Annotated in this window: 26 protein-coding genes; 13 read left to right on the top strand and 13 right to left on the bottom strand. The window is 35.1% G+C overall.

All coding sequences use genetic code 11. The features are described 5' to 3' along the window. Nucleotides 1-3 precede the first annotated feature (3 nt). The 3 genes from BM383_RS13210 (at nucleotide 4) to BM383_RS13205 (ending at nucleotide 1,986) form a co-directional block, all read left to right on the top strand. The gene (locus tag BM383_RS13210; protein ID WP_093025619.1) at nucleotides 4-1,602 is read left to right on the top strand and encodes a DHA2 family efflux MFS transporter permease subunit; all 1,599 of its coding nucleotides are present in this window, start codon (nucleotides 4-6) and stop codon (nucleotides 1,600-1,602) included. A gap of 95 nt (nucleotides 1,603-1,697) precedes the next feature. Further along, the gene (locus BM383_RS18855; protein ID WP_177229127.1) at nucleotides 1,698-1,838 is read left to right on the top strand and encodes a hypothetical protein; all 141 of its coding nucleotides are present in this window, start codon (nucleotides 1,698-1,700) and stop codon (nucleotides 1,836-1,838) included. Nucleotides 1,839-1,851: 13 nt separating this feature from the next. Then, the gene (locus BM383_RS13205) at nucleotides 1,852-1,986 is read left to right on the top strand and encodes a 30S ribosomal protein THX (protein WP_093025666.1); all 135 of its coding nucleotides are present in this window, start codon (nucleotides 1,852-1,854) and stop codon (nucleotides 1,984-1,986) included. Between the two features lie 535 nt (nucleotides 1,987-2,521). On the opposite strand, the gene BM383_RS13200 is transcribed toward BM383_RS13205, so the two are convergent. From BM383_RS13200 to BM383_RS18850, 4 genes are read right to left on the bottom strand one after another with little or no spacing between them, the layout of a single operon-like run. Beyond that, complete coding sequence (locus tag BM383_RS13200) at nucleotides 2,522-2,947, bottom strand: hypothetical protein (RefSeq protein WP_093025618.1); 426 nt, start codon at nucleotides 2,945-2,947, stop codon at nucleotides 2,522-2,524. A gap of 10 nt (nucleotides 2,948-2,957) precedes the next feature. Further along, nucleotides 2,958-3,428: a hypothetical protein gene (locus BM383_RS13195; protein WP_093025617.1), complete on the bottom strand. Its 471-nt coding sequence runs from the start codon at nucleotides 3,426-3,428 to the stop codon at nucleotides 2,958-2,960. Nucleotides 3,429-3,446: 18 nt separating this feature from the next. Continuing rightward, nucleotides 3,447-3,878 carry a hypothetical protein gene (locus tag BM383_RS13190; RefSeq protein ID WP_177229126.1) on the bottom strand — a complete coding sequence of 144 codons (432 nt, stop codon included), beginning with the start codon at nucleotides 3,876-3,878 and terminating at the stop codon, nucleotides 3,447-3,449. A gap of 45 nt (nucleotides 3,879-3,923) precedes the next feature. After that, nucleotides 3,924-4,061 (bottom strand): hypothetical protein, encoded by a 138-nt coding sequence (locus BM383_RS18850; protein WP_177229125.1) that lies wholly within the window; start codon nucleotides 4,059-4,061, stop codon nucleotides 3,924-3,926. A 154-nt stretch (nucleotides 4,062-4,215) separates the two neighbouring features. Here BM383_RS18850 and BM383_RS13185 point away from each other — a divergent pair, with 154 nt between their 5' ends. Further along, on the top strand, nucleotides 4,216-5,721 hold the full coding sequence (locus BM383_RS13185; RefSeq protein WP_093025615.1) for a hypothetical protein: 1,506 nt from the start codon (nucleotides 4,216-4,218) through the stop codon (nucleotides 5,719-5,721). Between the two features lie 110 nt (nucleotides 5,722-5,831). After that, complete coding sequence (locus tag BM383_RS13180) at nucleotides 5,832-6,545, top strand: hypothetical protein (protein ID WP_093025614.1); 714 nt, start codon at nucleotides 5,832-5,834, stop codon at nucleotides 6,543-6,545. Nucleotides 6,546-6,561: 16 nt separating this feature from the next. Here BM383_RS13180 and BM383_RS13175 read toward each other — a convergent pair whose 3' ends face one another. The 7 genes from BM383_RS13175 to BM383_RS13145 all read right to left on the bottom strand — a co-directional run bounded on the left by BM383_RS13175 (nucleotide 6,562) and on the right by BM383_RS13145 (nucleotide 12,126). Further along, nucleotides 6,562-7,323 (bottom strand): carboxypeptidase-like regulatory domain-containing protein, encoded by a 762-nt coding sequence (locus BM383_RS13175; protein WP_093025613.1) that lies wholly within the window; start codon nucleotides 7,321-7,323, stop codon nucleotides 6,562-6,564. Continuing rightward, nucleotides 7,323-8,030, bottom strand: coding sequence for a carboxypeptidase-like regulatory domain-containing protein (locus BM383_RS13170; RefSeq protein WP_218157941.1), 708 nt, complete (start codon nucleotides 8,028-8,030; stop codon nucleotides 7,323-7,325). The genes BM383_RS13175 and BM383_RS13170 overlap by 1 nt, the downstream gene beginning before the upstream one ends. 135 nt (nucleotides 8,031-8,165) lie before the next feature. After that, entirely contained in the window at nucleotides 8,166-8,831 is a 666-nt protein-coding gene (locus BM383_RS13165; protein ID WP_093025611.1) for a uracil-DNA glycosylase family protein, read from the bottom strand. A 1-nt stretch (nucleotide 8,832) separates the two neighbouring features. Then, nucleotides 8,833-9,582: a hypothetical protein gene (locus tag BM383_RS13160; RefSeq protein WP_093025610.1), complete on the bottom strand. Its 750-nt coding sequence runs from the start codon at nucleotides 9,580-9,582 to the stop codon at nucleotides 8,833-8,835. A 41-nt stretch (nucleotides 9,583-9,623) separates the two neighbouring features. Continuing rightward, nucleotides 9,624-10,385 (bottom strand): peroxide stress protein YaaA, encoded by a 762-nt coding sequence (gene yaaA / locus BM383_RS13155; RefSeq protein ID WP_093025609.1) that lies wholly within the window; start codon nucleotides 10,383-10,385, stop codon nucleotides 9,624-9,626. A gap of 99 nt (nucleotides 10,386-10,484) precedes the next feature. Next, nucleotides 10,485-11,516 carry an RluA family pseudouridine synthase gene (locus BM383_RS13150; RefSeq protein ID WP_093025665.1) on the bottom strand — a complete coding sequence of 344 codons (1,032 nt, stop codon included), beginning with the start codon at nucleotides 11,514-11,516 and terminating at the stop codon, nucleotides 10,485-10,487. Further along, the gene (locus BM383_RS13145) at nucleotides 11,500-12,126 is read right to left on the bottom strand and encodes a PASTA domain-containing protein (RefSeq protein ID WP_093025608.1); all 627 of its coding nucleotides are present in this window, start codon (nucleotides 12,124-12,126) and stop codon (nucleotides 11,500-11,502) included. Before BM383_RS13145 ends, BM383_RS13150 begins: the two co-directional genes overlap by 17 nt. A gap of 111 nt (nucleotides 12,127-12,237) precedes the next feature. On the opposite strand from BM383_RS13145, the gene BM383_RS13140 reads away from it, so the two are divergent. The 3 genes from BM383_RS13140 to BM383_RS13130 are packed head-to-tail and all read left to right on the top strand — an operon-like array spanning nucleotide 12,238 to nucleotide 15,495. Further along, nucleotides 12,238-13,212, top strand: coding sequence for a D-alanine--D-alanine ligase (locus tag BM383_RS13140; protein ID WP_093025607.1), 975 nt, complete (start codon nucleotides 12,238-12,240; stop codon nucleotides 13,210-13,212). Between the two features lie 34 nt (nucleotides 13,213-13,246). Then, nucleotides 13,247-13,699: a pantetheine-phosphate adenylyltransferase gene (gene coaD / locus BM383_RS13135; RefSeq protein WP_093025606.1), complete on the top strand. Its 453-nt coding sequence runs from the start codon at nucleotides 13,247-13,249 to the stop codon at nucleotides 13,697-13,699. Between the two features lie 41 nt (nucleotides 13,700-13,740). Continuing rightward, nucleotides 13,741-15,495 (top strand): M14 family metallopeptidase, encoded by a 1,755-nt coding sequence (locus BM383_RS13130; protein WP_093025605.1) that lies wholly within the window; start codon nucleotides 13,741-13,743, stop codon nucleotides 15,493-15,495. Here the strand turns inward: BM383_RS13130 and BM383_RS13125 are convergent, their stop codons facing one another. Next, nucleotides 15,496-16,110 (bottom strand): NUDIX hydrolase, encoded by a 615-nt coding sequence (locus tag BM383_RS13125; RefSeq protein WP_317040083.1) that lies wholly within the window; start codon nucleotides 16,108-16,110, stop codon nucleotides 15,496-15,498. Between BM383_RS13125 and pyrE the strand changes: the two genes are divergently transcribed. Further along, nucleotides 16,109-16,756, top strand: a complete 648-nt coding sequence (pyrE, locus tag BM383_RS13120; protein ID WP_093025604.1) for an orotate phosphoribosyltransferase — start codon at nucleotides 16,109-16,111, stop codon at nucleotides 16,754-16,756. The genes BM383_RS13125 and pyrE overlap by 2 nt on opposite strands. A gap of 13 nt (nucleotides 16,757-16,769) precedes the next feature. Further along, on the top strand, nucleotides 16,770-17,162 hold the full coding sequence (locus tag BM383_RS13115) for an orotate phosphoribosyltransferase (RefSeq protein WP_093025603.1): 393 nt from the start codon (nucleotides 16,770-16,772) through the stop codon (nucleotides 17,160-17,162). A gap of 57 nt (nucleotides 17,163-17,219) precedes the next feature. On the opposite strand, the gene BM383_RS13110 is transcribed toward BM383_RS13115, so the two are convergent. Beyond that, nucleotides 17,220-17,951: a biotin--[acetyl-CoA-carboxylase] ligase gene (locus tag BM383_RS13110; RefSeq protein WP_093025602.1), complete on the bottom strand. Its 732-nt coding sequence runs from the start codon at nucleotides 17,949-17,951 to the stop codon at nucleotides 17,220-17,222. 93 nt (nucleotides 17,952-18,044) lie between these two features. Here BM383_RS13110 and rsfS point away from each other — a divergent pair, with 93 nt between their 5' ends. From rsfS to BM383_RS13095, 3 genes are all read left to right on the top strand, one after another. Continuing rightward, a complete protein-coding gene (gene rsfS, locus BM383_RS13105; RefSeq protein ID WP_093025601.1) occupies nucleotides 18,045-18,416 on the top strand; it encodes a ribosome silencing factor in 372 nt (123 codons plus the stop codon). Nucleotides 18,417-18,424: 8 nt separating this feature from the next. Then, nucleotides 18,425-20,386, top strand: coding sequence for an ATP-dependent zinc metalloprotease FtsH (gene ftsH / locus BM383_RS13100; RefSeq protein ID WP_093025600.1), 1,962 nt, complete (start codon nucleotides 18,425-18,427; stop codon nucleotides 20,384-20,386). A gap of 120 nt (nucleotides 20,387-20,506) precedes the next feature. Further along, nucleotides 20,507-21,112 (top strand): LUD domain-containing protein, encoded by a 606-nt coding sequence (locus BM383_RS13095; protein WP_093025599.1) that lies wholly within the window; start codon nucleotides 20,507-20,509, stop codon nucleotides 21,110-21,112. Nucleotides 21,113-21,114: the final 2 nt, after the last annotated feature.

The following is a 21,114-nucleotide window of genomic DNA, read 5'->3' as shown; positions in this document are numbered from 1 at the left end:
GATATGGCCGATACTCAAGCAACAGTTACAGACGAGAACAGTTTGGTTGAATATGGTTTTAGAAGGGTTATTATTACCATCACAGCAATTCTCTGTGCCCTACTAGAAATCATTGACACCACAATTGTAAACGTTGCGCTAAACGACATTAGAGGTAGTTTAGGAGCTACGCTGACCGATGTAGCCTGGGTAATTACTGCTTATGCCATTGCCAACGTAATCATTATTCCTATGACGGGATGGTTATCTAAGCAATTTGGTCGAAGAAATTACTTTGCTGCATCTATCATCATATTTACAGTTACTTCTTTCTTGTGCGGTAATGCTACCAATATTTGGGAGCTGGTAGCCTTCCGTTTTATTCAAGGAATGGGTGGTGGTGCTCTTTTGGTTACTGCACAAACCATTATTACAGAAAGTTACCCTATAGAAAAACGTGGTATGGCACAGGCCATTTACGGTATGGGAGTAATTGTAGGGCCTACTTTGGGTCCGCCACTTGGAGGTTATTTAGTAGACAACTATTCCTGGAGAGATATTTTCTATATCAATATTCCGGTAGGTATTGCGGCTACTATTTTAACCATCATGTTTGTGAAAAGTCCTAAATATGGTGAAAAACTAAAAGCAAATCAGGTAGATTGGTGGGGTATTGCCTTTCTGGCAGCCTTCATTGGATCGTTACAATTTGTCCTGGAACACGGGCAACAAGATGATTGGTTCGAAGATCATTTGATCATCATTCTTAGTATTGTTTCTTTCTTTGGATTGATTGCTTTTATATGGCGCGAAATGGTATATGAACATCCGGTAGTAAACTTAAAGGTACTCAAAGATACCAACTTGCGTATGGGTACTATCATGACCTTTGTACTTGGTTTTGGGTTGTATGGTTCTACCTTCATCATTCCTATCTATACCCAGTCTATTCTGGGATGGACAGCAACCGATGCAGGTTTACTTTTAATCCCTAGTTCCATCACTACAGGTATTATGATGCCAATCATAGGTAGGCTACTTCAAAATGGAGTTCCACAAAAATATTTAGTCATTGGTGGGTTTACCATCTTCTTCCTCTATAGTTTGTGGATGTTTACCGTAATGACACCAGATACTGGAAGCGAACATTTCTTTTGGCCATTGGTAGTAAGGGGAATTGGTTTAGGTTTACTCTTTGTACCTATTACCACATTATCACTCTCTACTTTACAAGGAAAAGACATTGGAGATGGTGCTGCTTTTACAGGAATGATGCGTCAGTTAGGAGGATCTTTTGGTATTGCCATTATTACCACCTTTATTACCAGAATCACAGTACAGCACAGGGTAGATCTTATTCCAAATATTACAGCGGTAGATTTTAAAGTACAACAGCGCATCCAAGGGTTAAAACAAATGTGGATGAGTAAAGGTTTTGCACCCAATGAAGCCTTAGACAAAGCGTATGCATTGTTAAATGGTTCCGTGACCAAACAAGCTACTGTACTGGCATATATGGATGTATTTCTCTACCTAGGAATTCTATTTCTATTGTGTGTACCTTTTGTAATGCTGATAAAGAAAGGAGCAGGAAAAGTAGATATGAGTAATGCGGCTCACTAACCGCTTAACCCTCGTTAACATAGGTTTACCATAACGTTAATACAAATTCCAATTCTATAACTGTACCTTGAAAAGGAATTAAAAAAATACATGTTATGGGAATTATTGAAGATAAAAAATTAAGAAGAAAAACCGAACAAACTACTCCAACAAACCCAACGGGTAACCGAAATATTGATACAAATAAGTTTGATATTGACGAAGCCACTATTAAAGATCAAGAAAATAAAAAATAAAAAATTAATGATCATGGGTAAAGGAGATAGAAAAACCAAACGAGGAAAAATTAGTATTGGTTCTTTTGGAAAGTTAAGACCCAAAAGAGGCAAATTTAAAGTAAAGCCAAAAGTTGTGAAACATGAAGTAGTGAATAACAATGTGTAGGAATCACAGTTTTTGGTTGCTTATCTAAAGCCTGAACAGCTAACATAGTTGTTCAGGCTTTGTTATTTTTAGCTACTTCACACCAGTTATTTAAAGGGTTTTACCGCTAAAAACGTTTGTAAAAAAAGCTATACATACACCTTTTAAAGTGGTTTTAGTCATGGAATTTCTTATAACTTTTTCCTTCAAACCTGTTTACTTGACCGTCAAACCTGTTTACTTGACCATCAAAACTAATTTATTTGACCGTCAAACCAGTTTACTTGACCGTCAAACCAGTTTACTTGACCGTCAAACCTGTTTACTTGACCGTCAAACCTGTTTACTTGACCGTTAAACCTTGTTTACTTGACCGTTAAACCTGTTTACTTGACCGTCAAACCTGTTTACTTGACCGTCAAACCAGTTTACTTGATCGTCAAACCAGTTTACGAAACGGCTAAACATGTCTACTATTCCTACAAAAAAGACGATTTAAAGCATCATTTTACAAGGCTACATAGCTCGAAAAATCCTCTTTTTGAGGCATAAAAGTCTATATCACCCTAAACAATACCATCACTACAAACCACAACAACACCAACATTCCGAAACTGTTCAAAAAGAATAATTGCCACGCTCTTTTTCCATAAAGTTTCCAGAAGGCTACTGCCATGATAACTTCATAACAGATTAATAGTATATAAAAAGTATCAAACCATGCTAACATGATAATAGGAAGTAACACTAATAGCGCCGCACTTAAAACAATACTCCCAAGAGTTAAAGAATCATTTTGTTTCCAAAAGGAAAACGGCAATGAACTGATGAAAAATGGTAAAAAAAGTAATGCTGAAAAGAGCGCCAAAAACTCAGCCATTCCACCCTGTTTAAACATGGCTATGGTAAATAGAGGTTGAGTAATTACTATTCCCCAAAACAAGGCTTTACCTAAGTAGGAGTTGATTTTTGATAATTTCATCACTGTCTATTTAAAACAAAAACACCATATAAATAATCACTCCTTCGGCAATACCAGTGATGATAGACATACCCAGTACATCTTTCATTTTACTTTTTAGAAAGAATACCACACTCAACACTGCCATAACGCATGCCAATAAGATTTCGAGCGCATTGATCTGGTCAAACACATACGTGAGTGCTACAAAAGCCGCACTGACCACTGCTGCCAAACCAGCAAATTTGATGATCTCTTGTTGTGAATAATCATCGTTCTTAAACCCTTTTTTCAGGTCTTTTAATACCGAAAGCACAAACAATAAAGGCACTACCGACAAGAAAGGAGCAAAAATTACCTTGATTCCTTTTTCTATTTGAAGTCCGTTGTAAAAGAAAAATGCAATGGCGGTAAAGGCCAGCAATCCGGTAACAATGATAGATTGCAAGGTGAATAAAGATTCTCTTTTTTTACTATTGTTTTGTGAAGTTTGAAATTCCATAATACTAAATTTTAAAGGTTAATTGGATAAGAAGAATACATGAATGGCCAACCCTAAAAGCACACCGCTAAGCGCGCCGTTGGCCTTTAAATTGTTATACAGTATAAAGTTGAACACATACAAACTAATGGTGGTAGAGTTGATAAGGTGCGCAAAAATGAGCAGTTCTTCTAGCGGTTTGTGTAGCAACAGCTCCAGCAATTGCAACAAAGCCACCGTAAGCACGAAACCCAAGAATAACCGTATGGTCGCTGGCTTTTTGTTGGCATCTTTGTACGCATCATCATGCTCTGGAATGTAGTTTGAAATGACAAAAAAGCGGGTAAAGCTCAGAATTGGCATTGGGAATATCACGGCCGCTATAATCTTGATAACGTCCTTAAAGGTTCGTATTTCATCGTACCCCAGGAAAATAAGGTACACGAAAATAACGGCCGAGACTCCCAGCATTATGAGAAAAGCACTATTTAAAACTTTTAGTCTCATAATGTCCCCCTACCCTAATCTATGTACGTTGATAAATGTGATGAGTTGTGCTTGTTGTTGCTGCAACACTTTATGAATGGTGTTTCCCTGGCAAACTGCGAAGCCCAAACTACAGCTAACGGCTAATTGAATTCCTAGTTTTTTCATAATTGTATTTTGATAGGTTGATGGTTCAAAAGTCTATTTTTTATCCGAAGTAGAAAATCTCACTTTTTCAAAATAATGATGATTGCATTTAGCATACACTTACAAAAACACAATAAATACGTATCTTCATACTCCATAAAAATGACGATTCAAATTGGACAAAACACAGCAATTAATTCAATCACTCACCAAAGAAGAGCAGCAACAATGCTTGCACTATCTAACTAGCAAGAACCAACGAGGCGATGTAAAGAACGTAGCGCTCTTTCAATTATACATGGAAGAAGCCATGCCGCAAGAAGACTTAATTGTAAAACTGTACGGAAAAGCTGTGGCGCCCAATACGTTTCATGCCCTAAAGAAACGTTTACGTACCTCGGTGATTGATTTTATGACCTACCACAACTTGAAAACAGATCATTCTATAGAAATGGAATTGATTAAAAACATTTTATCGGCGCGCACTTTTTTATTGAGAGAAGAATACAAAACGGCATTTCAGTTGCTAGACAAGGCACAGCAATTGGCTACCTCCTACGCTTTGTACACCTTTTTGAACGAAATATTGCATACGAAAATTCAATACGCGCCCGAGTATACTCCGGAATTGTTACCCGAATTGCAAAAACTGTCCGAAGCTACACACCACGCCTTGTTACTAGAAGACAAACTCAACTTAGCGTACGCGCAATTGAAAACCGCCGTAAACAAATGGGAATACCAAGGCAAGGCCATCAATTTTCAGGAATTGTTTTCCAACACCCTAAACAACCTCAACCTGCAACCGGAAATGTTGAGTTTTAAATCGCTTTATCAGTTTATCTCTTTATTCAGTTTTTCGGCTTTTGCAACCAATAATTACACCGATTCGGAAGCTTTCATTCTAAAGAATTACAACCTACTGCAACAGCAAAAACAACGCTCGTCCATGTTGTACTACCACATAGAAGTAGTGTATCAGCTGGCCAACGTATTGTTTAGAAACAAGAAGTTTGAGAGTTCTTTGCACTACTTACAACACATGAAACAATTGCTACAAGCACAAAAAGGAAAGTACCAATCCGCTTTTGCTGCAAAACACCTCATCTTGGAAAGTTTGAACCGTAACTTTTTAGGGAATCCTGCAGAGGCTTTGGCGTTACTTGCTCCTTTGTTACACAAAAAGAAATCCCCCACCGAAGTGCATTTCTATGCCACACTCACAGCAGTAATGATCTATTTTCAACAAGGTGAATTGAAGAAAGCACAGCAACTGTTAATACAATTACACCATACCGACAGTTGGTACGAAACCAAAGTAGGCGTAGAAATGGTGATTAAAAAGAATGTCATGGAATTGTTATTGTTCATAGATCTTGGACACATCGACTTAGCAGAAACCAGCTTGAAACGACTACGAAAAAACTATACTAAGTATTTGCAAAGCATTGGACAAGAACGCGTATTAACCTATTTAAAACTCATACAACATTACATTCAGCATCCGGAGGAGATTCATGCTAAACCTTTTTTAGATACTGTGGAAAATTCATTCGAATGGCAATCACACCAAGAAGAAGATATTTTTGTAATGTGTTTCTATGCTTGGCTCAAAAGCAAGATGGAACAAACTAACGTGTACCAAACTACTTTAAAATTGGTGGAGTTTGATGATAAGTAGCAATATGTAATCAATTGTAAAAGAAAAAAATATACTGAGAGGAATCTTATTTACAGTATTTTTATACATTTGAAAAACTACAGAAAACACTTACCATTAAATACCTTTACATGAAAAACTCAAAAGAGTATGTAACGCTAATCATTATTTCTACATTCCTATTACTTTCCACCACTTCTTGCGGAACTATTATGAAAACCATACTTGGAGTACCCAACTTAAATGTGTATTCTCAAGCTGAAATCAATCAACATATAGCTAACTTGCCAAAAGGCAACAATATCATAGATGCTCAATTAAACCCCGATCTTTCGGAAGCAGAAATTAAAAACTTTGCTTTAATGTCCGTTTCCTATAGAACCTACATTTATGATAAAAATGATTCATTGATGTGCTATAATGGGGAAACCTATTGTAGCATGGTGCAATTAGAAAACATCAAGAATTCAACTATTGAAGATAGTTATGTAATTTGTGACCAAACGAACATGGATTCATCCATTCAAAAATTACTTGGTGATTTAACTACTATTACCAGTAAAATAAGCTTAGATGGTTCACAAGATTTAGACACCAATCAATATAAAATATTGATATTTATGAATACTGATATAGCCAAAGGAGAACTAACCTCTGATTGGAATTACATCTATAACTCTCTTAAAGACAATAAAAATATTACCTTCATAAGAATCTGGACTGATCTTAATGAAGATTGGGGACTTAAATACGGAGCAAAAGCACGATTGAAAGTGCGCAAAGTGAAAGGAGAAAAAAAAGAATATTCCATGACGCTTCCGAAACTACCTTATGAGAAGAAATAAATTAGCATTTTAACGACTACTTCTCCTGTACATATTTCTTATACGCCAGATACTCGTCTGCCAACAAAAATTGTCCCATACCGCCTTCGGCATTTAGAATAGATTGATGCTTGTTATTATCTATTAAATAATACACAAACAACATAAAATAATCATTGGGTATTTGTAGTGTTTCATTTGCAAAGTCGGCATACTGTTCTTGAAAATCGTTTATAGCTTTTTCGTTTTTCTCTATGGCGATTTGCTTTTTTAATTTCTTGTTTCCGAACAAAGCAGTTGCAATAGGTGCTAAAGACATTTTAATACCACCTCCGGGCATGATCATATCCCCAGCTTTATCAAACTCTTTATTGGCCGCATATTTTTTTTCACTGCGGGTCATGTTTACATACTTTTCATCTACCATTGAAAGTCCTAAAGATTCTGAGGTAATGTTACTACGCTCTACGGTTACTTCATCCAATGTTTCAATGGCCTCCGAAAGCACTACGGTAATATTTCGAGTTTCGTTATCTTCTTTGGTAATTATATAATATAGATCTTGATATCCCACGTGCGAAAACAACAAGGTGTCTTTCTCTTGAGCAGCAATGAAAAAATCACCATATTGATCTGTAATGGTCAATTTACCAGAGGCTTTGTTAGCTACGTATACATCATTAAGAATTTGAACGCTATCAATTACTTTACCCGTAATTGTCACTTCACCTTTCTGCCCATACATACAGGTTGCTACAAGAAAACAAATCAACCCAATTATTCTATTCTTCAATTTCATTACTCTTCGTTTAAACTAGCTTTATATTCTTGATAAGCTTCGGTAAGAAAAAATTCGGCCAAGCTATCTTCTGCTTTTAAAATTTCGGCATCTTTTCCTTGAGTAGTTAGGTAGTACATAAAAAGCATGACGTCATCACTTTCGATCCCCAAGGTCATTGTAGAAAATGTATAGAAACGCTCATACAAAGCATCGGCATTTTTATTTTCTTTATCCATTTGCACACGCTTCTTGAGCATTTTTGTTCTTCCAGAAATAGCATTCAAAAGTGGATCAAAAGGCATACCGCCTAATGGAATTAACATGACATCGTACCATCTAAAATCGCCCGCTGCAGCCAACAAACGTTCATTTTTAGTCATCGGTTTAACTTCTTTCTGAATAATCCCCAAAGAAAGTGCTGTGATGGTTTGTTGCTCTACTTCTACCTCATCCAGTTGCTCTACATCGGTTTCCATGATAATGGCCAATTGCTGCAGTTGCATATCTTCCTTATCAATGGCATAAACAAGATCTTTCATTCCTAAAAAATTGAAACGAAGTGTATCTCCTTCACGCACCATTAAAGTGAATTTCCCTTTTCGAGTACTGATTGTAAATGTTCCCTGACTCATGTTGCGCACATAAACTCCTTCTAACAATTCTGATTTTTCATCAGCTACCATTCCGGAAATACGCAAACTATCTGGCACTTGTGCGTGTGCCAAAAATGAAATTAAAAAAACTGAAAAAAAACTGATCCACTTCATATTATCTCCCCTATCTATTATTTTGACTGAAGGTTTCATCTGGATAAATATAGGATATTTCTTAAAATGAAAATGTTAACTCAATACACAAACTTACTTTTTATCCATAAAAAAAGGAGTGTATTGCGCTACTCGAAAATCGATAGTTGTATAGTTTGGATTCTTTTGCTTCATAGCTTTGTACTGTGGATTACTACCAACAGCTCTGTTTGCTGAACCCGACGGCGCAGTTAAAGATACAGTTTGAATTGTGCGTCCATCTAAAGAAAACTCGTGAATTTTTGGAGTTTCCGTACTTATCAGCTTTAATGAAATACCGTATTCCTTTAGATGTTTTCTGAAGAAATATTCCGGACCATTTTTACTATTTCCTCCTGTAAACAACAGAGTATCTACAGTGGGAAACTTTCTCAAATACCCTATCAAATTTCGGTAGGTTACTTGCTGCATACCAATATCCGACGCATCAATTTTGGCTCTATAGGCACTTTCTACCATGTCGCAAATGCCTATTTTGTGCTTCTCTAAAAATACTTTTCTTTGTTGAATTGCCTTTTCTGTAGTTTCGAAATCAAGATGAAGCTGAAAAATTCTATTAAGAATTACCCATAATTGTCCGTCAATACTTCCGTAGCAAAAATCAACGTCTCCTGATTTTAGCATTCCAGTAGAGAATCTTGGTGGTGGTAACGTTCCAACAATTAATTTAGTCGCGTCTTTGGGAATGAATGGTGGATATGGATGCTTGTGCAAAAACATACTACGCCTCTAAAGAATCTAGCAATTCTCTAGCTTGGCGCAATGCAAAACTGTAACGTCTACGATTTTGTCTTTGCATGTGTTGCCCTTCTTGAAGCATATCTTTCAGAATTTCTTCAGCGGCATTTTTCTCACCTTTCTCTACCAAATAATTAGCAAAATAATAGCGTTCATCATAATTCTTATAAGGAACGTCTATTTTATGAAATTCGGCTTCGGCAGCTTCTAAATTTCCTGTTTTTTCCAAAGCAACAGCGTACAAGAATTGTGTTCTGGAATGTTTAAATTCTACTTTATGCTGAATTTTCTCGGTATAACTGATCACTAGTTCAAATTGTTCCGTTTGAAAATAAGCAGAAACTAGTTTGGATATAGCATAGTAATCATTTTCATAATGACCTTTTAAAGCAGAAAGATACATTTCAATAGCATCATCCAATCTACCATTTTGAAGATACGCATCGGCTAACGAAACTCTGTTTTCAAAAGTATCTGAAAACTCTAATCGCTTTTCTAAATCATTGATTCGCTTGCTGGGATACAAGACTTTAAAAGCTTCTTGCTGAGCAGAATTTACAGTCGAAGTCATAGAATTAACTCCAACAACTTGCGTAAATAAATAAATTAGAGCACCTAAAGTAGGGATAAATACAATGATAAAAAACCAATAATATTCTTTATGATTTCGGTAAGCGTGATAAACACAATACGCCTGCAACGCAATTCCTATGTAATAAAATAGCTGTAACACAGGCGTAAATATACAAGTTCTAAAATAGATTTTAGAAAAGTTTAGCGTATAAAAACCAATTCGTTCTTCTTTTTAGAATGTTCTTCACTGAATTTGTATCCGTCGTAATCAAATCCTTTCAAATCATCTAAAGAAGTAGCATTCTTATCTATGATATAGCGCACCATAGAACCTCTTGCTTTTTTCGCATAGAAGCTTATGATTTTCAATTTATCGTTCTTCCAATCTTTAAATACAGGAGTAATTACTGGAACTTTTAGTGCTTTATTGTCTACGGCTCCAAAATATTCGTTACTCGCCAAGTTTACAAAAAGCTCGTCATCGTTCAATTCTTCATTCAACTTTTTAGTAACTTTTTGTTTCCAGAATTCGTACAAATCTCTACTTTTTCCCACAGGAAACTTAGTTCCCATTTCCAATCGATAGGGTTGTATTAAATCAAGCGGTTTCAAAACGCCATACAAACCAGAAAGAATACGTAAAGTATTTTGTAGCGTATCTAACTTTTCCTGCGGAATGGAGTAAGCATCTAAACCTGTATATACATCACCATTAAAAGCGTACATGGCAGGGCGCGCATTTTTTGGAGTAAAAGGAGTTTCAAAATCTTGATTTCGTTGCCAATTTAAATCGGCCAACTTATCAGAAATACTCATTAAGTCAGACAACTTTTTTGGTGATTCTTTTTTGAGAAGCTTATTGATGCGTTCAGCTTCTTTCAAAAAACATGGTTCGGTATATTTATCTGTTGGCAACTTGCTATCATAGTCCAGCGATTTCGCAGGAGAAACTACTATTTTCATCTTGAATTTTATTTTCAGTAAAAATACGTTTATCCCGCTACTCTAACAACTTCGCCAACTAGATTGTACTTATGCTACTATTGATTTTAGCAATGTAATTTATTCTGAAACATGTTTTGCATAGTTTCTCCACTTATCAATACATTCCTGCATATCTTCGGGAATTTCGGTATTGAAACGCAGAAACTCTCCTGTAACAGGATGCTCAAAACCTAATGTTTTTGCATGCAAAGCCTGTCTTGGCAAAACTTTAAAACTATTTTCTACAAATTGCTTGTATTTAGTAAACGTAGTTCCTTTCAGGATTCGTTCTCCACCATAGCGTTCATCATTAAATAACGTATGTCCAATATGTTTCATATGCACACGTATTTGATGCGTTCTACCGGTTTCCAACTTACAAGAAATTAAAGTTACATAACCTAAACGTTCTAAAACTTTGTAATGCGTTACGGCTTCTTTTCCTTGATCTCCATCGGGGAAAACAGCCATTTGCAAACGGTTTTTAGGATGTCTTCCTATATGGCCTTCCACCGTTCCTTCTTCTTCCTCCACATTTCCCCAAACCAAAGCCACATACTCGCGCTCAGACGTTTTATCAAAAAACTGTTTTGAAAGGTGATTTAAAGCATTCTCTGTTTTTGCAATAACCAACAATCCACTGGTATCTTTATCTATACGATGTACCAAGCCCGGACGCTCATTACTGTTCAACGGTAAGTTATCAAAATGATAAATCAAAGCATTGATCAAAGTACCAGAATAGTTTCCATGACCCGGATGCACTACCATTCCGGCTGGTTTATTTACCACAAGTAGCGTTTCATCTTCATAAACAATATCTAGTGGAATGTTTTCTGGAGTTAACAAATACTCGTGTGGCGGATGTTCAAAAAGTACTTTGATTTCATCAAAAGCTTTCACTTTGTAGTTTTGTTTTACTACTTCGCCATTCACATAGATATTTCCATTTTTAGCAGCTTGCTGAATTTTATTTCGAGTAGCATTCTCAATTCTATTCATTAAGAATTTATCAATTCTATATGGCTGCTGTCCTTTATCGGCTTTAAAACTGTAATGTTCATACAGTTCGTCATCATTCATTTCTACGTCGTTATTCTCCTCCTTCATCATTGGTTGGAATGCTATCGTTTATTACTTCTATATCTTGATCGTATCGTGGAGCATCTGGGTTGATTCCGTTACCGCAAATCAAATCAACAACTGAGGTTTTTTGCAATTGCGCTCCAGATTGTAAGGTATCGCCTTTATGCAAAACTCCCAAAACCATATCTTTTCCTATATCGTCTACATATTCAACAGTTCCTACTTTGAGCCCAACCGCTTCTAGAATAGCTTCAGCATTTCGCTTAGTTTTTTGAACTACTTGAGGGATTGTTATTTTGCGATATCCTGACGGATTTATTTTTACATAGATTTTTCTATTTTCTTTCACATCAGAACCTGCTCTTGGTTCTTGCTGAACTACGGCAAAACGTGGGATTTTTGGATCATATTCCGTAGAATCCAAAACTTCGATACGCAAAGCAGCTTCATCAATAAGATCTTTAGCCTCTCGTAACGATTTTTTTGAAAGATCTGGCACCGTTACAAATTCACCATGATTTGTAGTGATATTTAGATACTGTAATGCACCAAAAATTAGGGCTATTGTAACCACAATAGCTAATACAATTTGTAATAAAAAAGTTTTACTGAAAATAAACTTGAAAAAACTCATAATCCGGATTTGTTTGGCAAAGATATATAAAAGAGTTTTCTTTTTACCCTTTCAATTTTTAATGATATTTTTGATATCCTATTCTAATCTATTACAGGAATTAAACGTCCTATGAAAAAAAACATTGCCATAATAATGGGTGGTTTTTCAAGTGAATATCAAATTTCCTTGAAAAGTGGAAATGTTGTATACAAACATCTTCCTAAAGAAAAATACAACGCATATAGAATTCATATTTTCAAAGACAAATGGGTCTATGTAAATGATGATGAAAAAGAATTCCCTATAGACAGAAATGATTTTTCGGTTACTATAAATTCAGAAAAAATTACGTTTGATGCAGTTTTTAATGCTATTCACGGAACTCCGGGAGAAGACGGTTACATGCAGGCCTATTTTGCTCTTTTAGGAATTCCGCAATCAAGTTGTGATTTTTATCAAGCTGCCTTAACGTTTAACAAGCGTGATCTTCTAGCAACTTTGAAACCTTACGGAATCAAAACTGCTGTTTCTTATTATATTAATGAAGGTGACGCTGTAGACACTAAAGCAATTGTATCAAAAGTTGGGCTACCATGTTTTGTAAAAGCCAACAAAGCCGGAAGTAGTTTTGGAGTTTCCAAAGTACACACCGAAGATAAACTGGAAGAGGCTATAAACGTTGCTTTTAAAGAAGATGACGAAATCATTATAGAATCTTTCTTATCAGGAACAGAAGTTTCAGTTGGTGTAATTAATTACAAGAATGAAACTACAGTATTGCCCATTACCGAAATTGTAAGTGAGAATGACTTTTTTGATTACGAGGCTAAATATTTAGGTAAATCAAAAGAAATAACGCCCGCTAGAATTTCTGAAATTCAGGAAAAGAATGTGCGCGCTACTGCCAAAAAAATATACGAAGTTTTAAAAATGAAAGGTTTTAGTAGAAGTGAATTTATTTTCATTGAAGACGAACCTTTTTTACTGGAAGTTAATACGGTCCCAGGTTTAACAGAAGCTAGCATTTTACCACAACAAGCAGCTATTGCAGGTATTTCACTTACCGAATTGTTTGACAACGCCATTACAATGGCCTTAAAATAAACTTTGTACCTTTACCAAAGAGACAAAAACACACATGAAAAGAGCAATATTCCCAGGGTCTTTTGATCCTGTAACTTTAGGACATTTCGATATTATTAAAAGAGGCTCTGAACTTTTTGACGAAATCATTGTTGCTATTGGTATCAATGCCGATAAAAACTACATGTTTACCATAGAAGAACGTGTAAAATTCATTGAAGATGCTTTTCAAAATGACCCCAAAGTAAAAGTTTTAACCTACGAAGGCTTAACCGTAGATTTCTGCAAAGAAGTTGATGCTGATTTTATTTTAAGAGGATTGCGAAATCCTGCTGATTTTGAATTTGAAAAAGCAATTGCACACACCAATAGACAGTTGAGTAATATGGAAACCGTTTTCTTATTAACAGCAGCCGGCACTTCTTTCATTTCCTCTTCAATTGTAAGAGACGTGATTAGAAACAAAGGTGATTATACTGGTTTAGTTCCAGATAGTGTTCGGTTTTAAACAACCTGTAAACAAACAACCTAAACATCCTTAAGTTCTCTATGAAAAAATATTTTTTCATTCCCCTAGTAGCTCTATTATTTTTCGCTTGCGAATCGCCATTAACTAGTAAAAAAGACAGCTTTGTTACAGTTTTTGAAACCTCAGAAGGAAAAGAAACTCCAACATATCCAGAGGTTATAGAATTTTACAAAGAGCTAGCAAACAGCTATTCTTCTGTGAGTTTACAAACCATGGGACCAACGGATAGTGGTTATCCATTGCATATGGTAGTCTACAATCCAAATGGAGATTTCAATTTTGTAAATCTTCGAGAAGAAGGAAAACGCATATTAATGATTAATAATGGTATTCATCCGGGTGAAAGCGACGGAATTGATGCCACCATGTTATTGATACGAAATCTTGCTCAAGAACAAATTGAGATACCAAAAAACACCGTTATTGTTGCAATTCCTGTTTACAATATTGGCGGTGCTCTCAATAGAAATTCACACACACGAGCCAATCAAAATGGACCAGAAGCGTATGGTTTTAGAGGAAATGCTCAAAATTATGATTTGAATAGAGATTTCATAAAAATGGACTCCAAAAATGCGGCTTCATTCGCAGCGATATTTCATCAAGTAAAACCCGATGTTTTTATTGATAATCACGTGAGTAATGGTGCAAATTATCAGTATACATTAACACATTTATTTACCCAACATAATAAACTACAAGGAAGTTTAGGCAATTATTTACATACCGAATTTATGCCAGCGCTCATAGATTCCTTGAAACAAAAAGAACTTCCAATTACACCTTACGTAAATGTTTTTAATCAAACTCCTGAAGTTGGTTTCCAACAGTTTATGGACTATCCCAGATATTCTACAGGATATACAACGCTATGGAATACTTTAGGAATGATGGTGGAAACCCACATGCTTAAACCCTACAAACAAAGAGTTGAAGGCACGTATGAATTGATGAAAAGTTTGTTAGCCATAACAGACAAACAAGCCAAAAGAATTGGAGATTTACGAGCCATGGCAGCCAACGAAATCAAAGAAGAAACGGAATACCCAGTTCAATGGGAAGTAGACTCTACCAAATACACTGAATTTAATTTCAAAGGTTTTGAAGCCGATACGCTAGTTAGTGAAGTTACTGGTTACAACCGCCTAAAATACGATAGAGAAAGACCTTTTGAAAGACCTGTAAAGTATTATAATTACTTTAAGCCCACAGTAAAAGTAGCTGTTCCAGAGGCTTACGTTATTCCACAAGGTTGGTATAAAATTATTGAAAAACTTAAAGCCAACAAGATTGAAATGCGAACACTTGAAGAAGATACCACAGGCGTTTTCACGTATTATCACATTGATGATTTTGAAACCATGAGTCAACCTTTTGAAGGGCACTACATGCATAGTAATACAATCATTACTGCTAAAACGGATTCCATAACCTTTAGAAAAGGAGATGTGATCATTAAAGTAGATCAACCCGGAAAAAGATATTTGCTAGAAACTTTGGAACCAGCAGCTCCAGATTCATTTTTTAACTGGAATTTTTTCGACCCAATTCTTCAACAAAAAGAACACTTTTCGCCCTATGTTTTTGAAGATATTGCTTCGGAACTTTTAGAAAAAGATGCGGAATTAAAATCTGAATTTCTAGCTACCAAAGAACAAGACACTGCTTTTGCAGAAAATTGGTATACACAATTAAGTTGGATCTACAAACATTCTGACTATTACGAAAAGTCACATTTGCGGTATCCTATATACAGAATAGAAGCGGCAGAATAATTATTCTGCCGTTATTTCAATTTCGTTAAAAAGCTTTTTGATGTTGGGATAACTATTTTGCAATGCTTTGTCTATTTGAGCAGAGTTTAGCCATTCTACCTTGGTAATCCCTTCTTCTTCCTGTGGTTTCAATTTTCCAGCGTATTCACTAGTCATATTGTACCAGTGTGTTTCTTTTAACTTGTAAACACCGTTTCGTTTAAAAATGTGATACGTAGTTTTAAAGAACTCACCAAGCTTCAATTTCTTAATTCCGGTTTCTTCTTCTACTTCGCGAATAGCCGCCTTTTCTATTTTTTCCCCTTTATCCAATTTTCCTTTGGCAAGATCCCATTTTCCATTTCTAAAAATAAATAGAATTTCTCCTTTTTTATTCCTAACAACTCCGCCTGCAGCCAAAACCGTTTTAATATTGCTCTTAAATTTTTTAATCAATTGCTCTTTTTCAGGATGATAAAGATATGCAGCCTGCATTTTGCCATTATTCAAATCCTTAATAACTTTTGAAAGATCTACGTTTTCAAGTAAGAAATATTTAAAAGTATCCTCTTTTTTTAATTCACTGATTAAAATAATTGGATGGTCATTAACAAAAACTTCATACATTTGTGTCATGGTTTTAGATAAAGATACAGCAAAAAAAACTGCCGAACTTCTGTTGCAAATTAATGCAATAAAGTTGAATCCTAAAAATCCTTTTACATGGGCTTCAGGATGGCATTCTCCAATTTATTGTGACAACAGAATTATTCTTTCTTTTCCTCCTATTCGTAACTACGTTCGCGAAAACATGGCAAAGCAAGTAGAGAAAATCTATGGTAAAGCCGATGTGATTGCTGGTGTAGCTACAGGAGCTATAGGAATAGGTATGTTGGTCGCGGAATATTTAGGTGTTCCATTTGTATACGTTCGTCCAGAAGCTAAAAAACATGGACGCCAAAATCAAATTGAAGGTTTTCTAGACAAAGGCTCCAATGTGGTTGTGATAGAAGACTTAATCTCTACAGGAAAAAGTAGTTTGAATGCAGTTGCAGCTCTAAAGGAAGCTGGCGCAAATGTAAAGGGAATGATTGCTATTTTCTCTTACGGATTTGACATTGCTGAGAAAAACTTTAAAGAAGCAAATATTCAATTACACACCTTGAGTAATTACCCTTATTTGCTAGAACAAGCAACTGACACTAACTACATTTCTGAAAGTGAATTGGTAACTTTAACCGATTGGAGAAAGAGCCCAGATACTTGGAATCAAACTGTATAAAGATTTTTGAATTATGACAATTGAAAGCCCAAAAGCAACTGTTCAAAAAAGCCAAAAGGAACTTTTCGAGTTTTTAACAGATGTAAAGAATTTTGAAAAATTAATGCCTGAAAGCATTACTAAGTTTGAAATGCTAAACGAGAAACGTTTTTTGTTTGCATTGTCTGGAATGCCAGAAATTGTACTGGAACTTAAAGATCAAACAGCGTATAATCAGGTTGTACTAGGTGCTGCAAGTGACAAACTTCCTTTCACACTTACAGCAAATATTGAATCTATCTCGGAAACTGAAAGTACATGTATTTTACTTTTTGAAGGACAATTCAATCCTATGATGGGTATGATGATCAAAAGCCCAATTACAAATTTTGTAGGTACATTGGTAACTAATATGAGTAAATTATAAAAACAACATAGTTTTACATATTAAAAAGTCCGGTTAATTAACCGGACTTTTTTTATTTTAATAAAGTAGCTTTATTTCTTTCAGCTCAAATTCTTGCTTGTGATCATTCTCTACATCGATCACCAATTTCCCACTCTCGTTCACATACCTTATAAAGCCCATGAACAGATTTCCTTCAAGATCTTTAAAAGTAGAAGGTTTATCTTTTCTGAATAATAATTCTTCATACTTTTCTTTGATATCTGCTAGTTTCCCCTGTTCAATTGCTCTCACCACTACACGAAGTTGTGCTATGATTTCATTCATAATTTCTTCCAAATGATAATGAACTCCGGTAATTCTTTTAATAGAAGACACACTTTGTAACCCTTCAAACTCCAATTGGTTTACATTCAACCCTATTCCAACAATAGCGGCTGTTAACTGACCTTGTTTGATAATGTTTTCAATTAAAATTCCACAAATCTTACTATTCCCTGACAAAATGTCGTTTGGCCATTTTATTTTCAAGTCAGGTATAGTAAATTTTGATAAAGCTCTATGAATCGCAAGAGAAACGCCCATACTTATGTAAAACTGTTGGTGTACCGCCAAGCAAGACATTTTCTTATAAACACTAAAAGTCAGGTTTTTATCAGCTTCAGACATCCATGTTGTTCCCATTTGTCCTCTACCTCTGGTTTGATGTCTTGTAATTACCACAGTAAGATCATTGGGTTCCTTTTCACGTAATAGATTTCTTAAGAAACTATTTGTAGACTCTGTGGCACTAAGTTTGATTAAATGCATGTAAATAATTAGATTTATTATTTAAAGGTAATGTTAATATACATAGCTTAAAAACCAAAAAAGTAATAACTTTGTGGAAAATTCAAATTTTTAATGGTAAAAGACGCAAGTAGCACAGATCAATTAATCACATTTATTTTAAAAGGAATTGAAGATGTAAAAGGACAGGATATAGACATTCTGGACTTAAGGGAGATAGAGAATACAGTTTGTGACTATTTTGTAATTTGTAATGGTACTTCGAACACTCAGGTAAATGCAATTGTAAACTCTGTTCAAAAAGTTGTTAGTAAAGAACTGAAAGACAAACCTTGGCACGTGGAAGGAACGGACAACTCTGAGTGGGTACTGATAGATTATGTAAACATCGTTGTCCACGTATTTCAAAAACACATTAGAGAATTTTATGATATCGAAGGGCTTTGGGGAGATGCAAAAGTAACCTCCATAGCAACAAACTATTAATTTAAAGTATGGCAAAAAAGAATCAAAATAAAAAACCTAAATTCAGTTCCTACTGGATTTATGCTGTTATATTACTCCTCATCATTGGCTTTCAATTTTTTAGTGGAGGAGGTATGTGGTATCAACCTAAAGAAATCTCCAACACTCAATTAAATGAATACTTGAAGAATGGAGACATTAAACAAGTACTTATCATTTCTAACACCAAAACGGCTAAAGTTTATCTTAAAGAGGACGCTTTAAGCAAAGATGTTCATAAAGATGTTGGAAGCGGTGATTCATTGATCCCAAAAACAGCTACTTCAGAAGTTCCTCAATATCAAGTTAAATTTGGTGATCTTCAAAATTTTGAAAATAGCATTCGAAAAACAATTGATGAGAACAACCTTAACAACACTGAGGTTAAATTTGACACAGAAGACACAACTTTTGCAGATATCATTATTAGCATTTTACCATTCATTCTAATTTTGGGACTTTGGATTTTCCTAATGCGCAGAATGTCTGGCGGAAGTGGCGGCGGTGCCGGAGGTCAAATCTTCAATATTGGTAAATCAAAAGCTAAACTATTTGACGAGAAAAAGGACATTCGTGCTACGTTTAAAGATGTAGCCGGTTTAGAAGGTGCTAAAGAAGAAGTTCAGGAAATTGTAGAATTCTTAAGAAATCCAGAAAGATATACTTCATTAGGAGGTAAAATCCCAAAAGGAGCTTTACTGGTAGGACCTCCAGGAACAGGTAAAACTTTATTAGCAAAAGCTGTAGCTGGTGAAGCAAAAGTTCCGTTTTTCTCTTTATCAGGTTCAGATTTTGTTGAAATGTTTGTTGGAGTTGGAGCATCTCGTGTTCGTGACTTATTCAAACAAGCTAAAGAAAAATCACCTGCAATTATATTTATTGATGAAATTGACGCCATTGGTAGAGCTCGTGGAAAAAATAATTTCACCGGTTCTAATGATGAACGAGAAAACACACTGAATCAATTACTAACAGAAATGGATGGTTTTGGTACCAATACTAATGTAATTGTATTAGCCGCTACCAACCGAGCAGACATCTTAGATAAAGCATTGATGCGTGCTGGTAGATTTGACAGACAGATTTATGTAGATCTTCCAGATCTCAATGAACGAAGAGAGATTTTTGAAGTTCATTTACGCCCAATCAAAACAAAAGAAACTTTAGACCTAGAATTTTTAGCAAAACAAACGCCTGGTTTCTCTGGTGCTGATATTGCCAATGTTTGTAACGAAGCTGCTCTTATTGCCGCTAGAAACGGTAAAAAAGCTGTAGATAGACAAGATTTCTTGGACGCTGTAGATAGAATTATTGGAGGTCTAGAAAAGAAAAATAAAATTATCACACCAGATGAGAAAAAAACTATTGCATACCACGAAGCTGGTCACGCAACTGTTAGCTGGTTATTAGAGCATGCCGCTCCACTCGTAAAAGTGACTATTGTACCTAGAGGTCAATCATTAGGTGCTGCTTGGTATTTGCCGGAGGAAAGACAAATTGTTCGTCCAGAACAAATGTTAGATGAAATGTGTGCAACCATGGGTGGTAGAGCTGCAGAAAAAGTAGTTTTTGATAAAATATCTACAGGAGCTTTGAGTGATTTAGAAAAAGTTACAAAACAAGCAAAAGCTATGGTTACTATTTATGGTCTAAATGACAAATTAGGAAACATCACGTATTACGATTCTTCAGGTCAAACAGATTATAATTTCTCTAAACCATACAGTGAAGAGACAGCTCAAATAATTGACAAAGAAATTTCTGAAATCATTGAAGCCCAATATAAAAGAGCCATTGAAATTTTACGAGAAAATCAAGATAAACTTTCTGCTTTAGCCAATAAGCTATTGGAAAAAGAAGTAATTTTCAAAGACGATCTTGAGGAAATTTTCGGAAAAAGACCTTTTGAAAAAGCTGAAAACGTAGGAAAAGAAACAAACTTAGAAGCCTAAGTTTTACGGATTACCCGAAAATAACATAGAACTGTTTAAAAAATCTTAATTAGACATTGGTTTAATTAAGATTTTTTATCTTTACGATAATTAAGAATTTCAGAAAAGAAGTATTCGTGCATGAGTCTATTTAAACGATTTTTTGGACTTTCTAAAAAAGAAAACGAGAACGAAGACAGTGAAGAAAGAGGAAAGTTCATGCCCGATGAACATACTCCTATCGATGAACTTTTCGCAATAAACTTTAAGAACAACGGCGGTAGATTTATCTATTGTGACAACATGACGGAAGTTTTTGACAGCTTCCAGAATATTTTGATTGAAAACAGTTGGGAAAATGAAAACATCTATTGCTTTGAAAATAAACTAAAAGAAAGTTTTAAAAATTTCAAGGTAACCCTTTCAAAAGATAATACAGACGCTCCTTGCTTTTTTACAACTTGTGAATACCTTGTTGCAGATACTGGAGCACTACTCATCTCCTCTGAACAAATCAAAGAAAAAAAACTCAATGATTTCCCAGATAATTTTATTGTTTTAGCAACTACGAGTCAACTAGTTAAAACTATAAGTGAAGGTTTACGCGGTATTAAAACCAAACATCCAAACAGAATTCCCTCGAACATAACCACTATTAAAAATTTCGAAATCACCACTGAGAAAAATTTTATGACTTACGGAAGTAGCTCAAAAAACCTATATTTACTGCTTCTAGAAGACCTTTAATA

This window comes from Pustulibacterium marinum (assembly GCF_900116665.1).
Taxonomy (GTDB): Bacteria; Bacteroidota; Bacteroidia; order Flavobacteriales; family Flavobacteriaceae; genus Pustulibacterium; species Pustulibacterium marinum.
The sequence above is the reverse complement of the archived record's forward strand: the minus strand, read 5'-3'. Positions and strand labels throughout refer to the sequence as shown.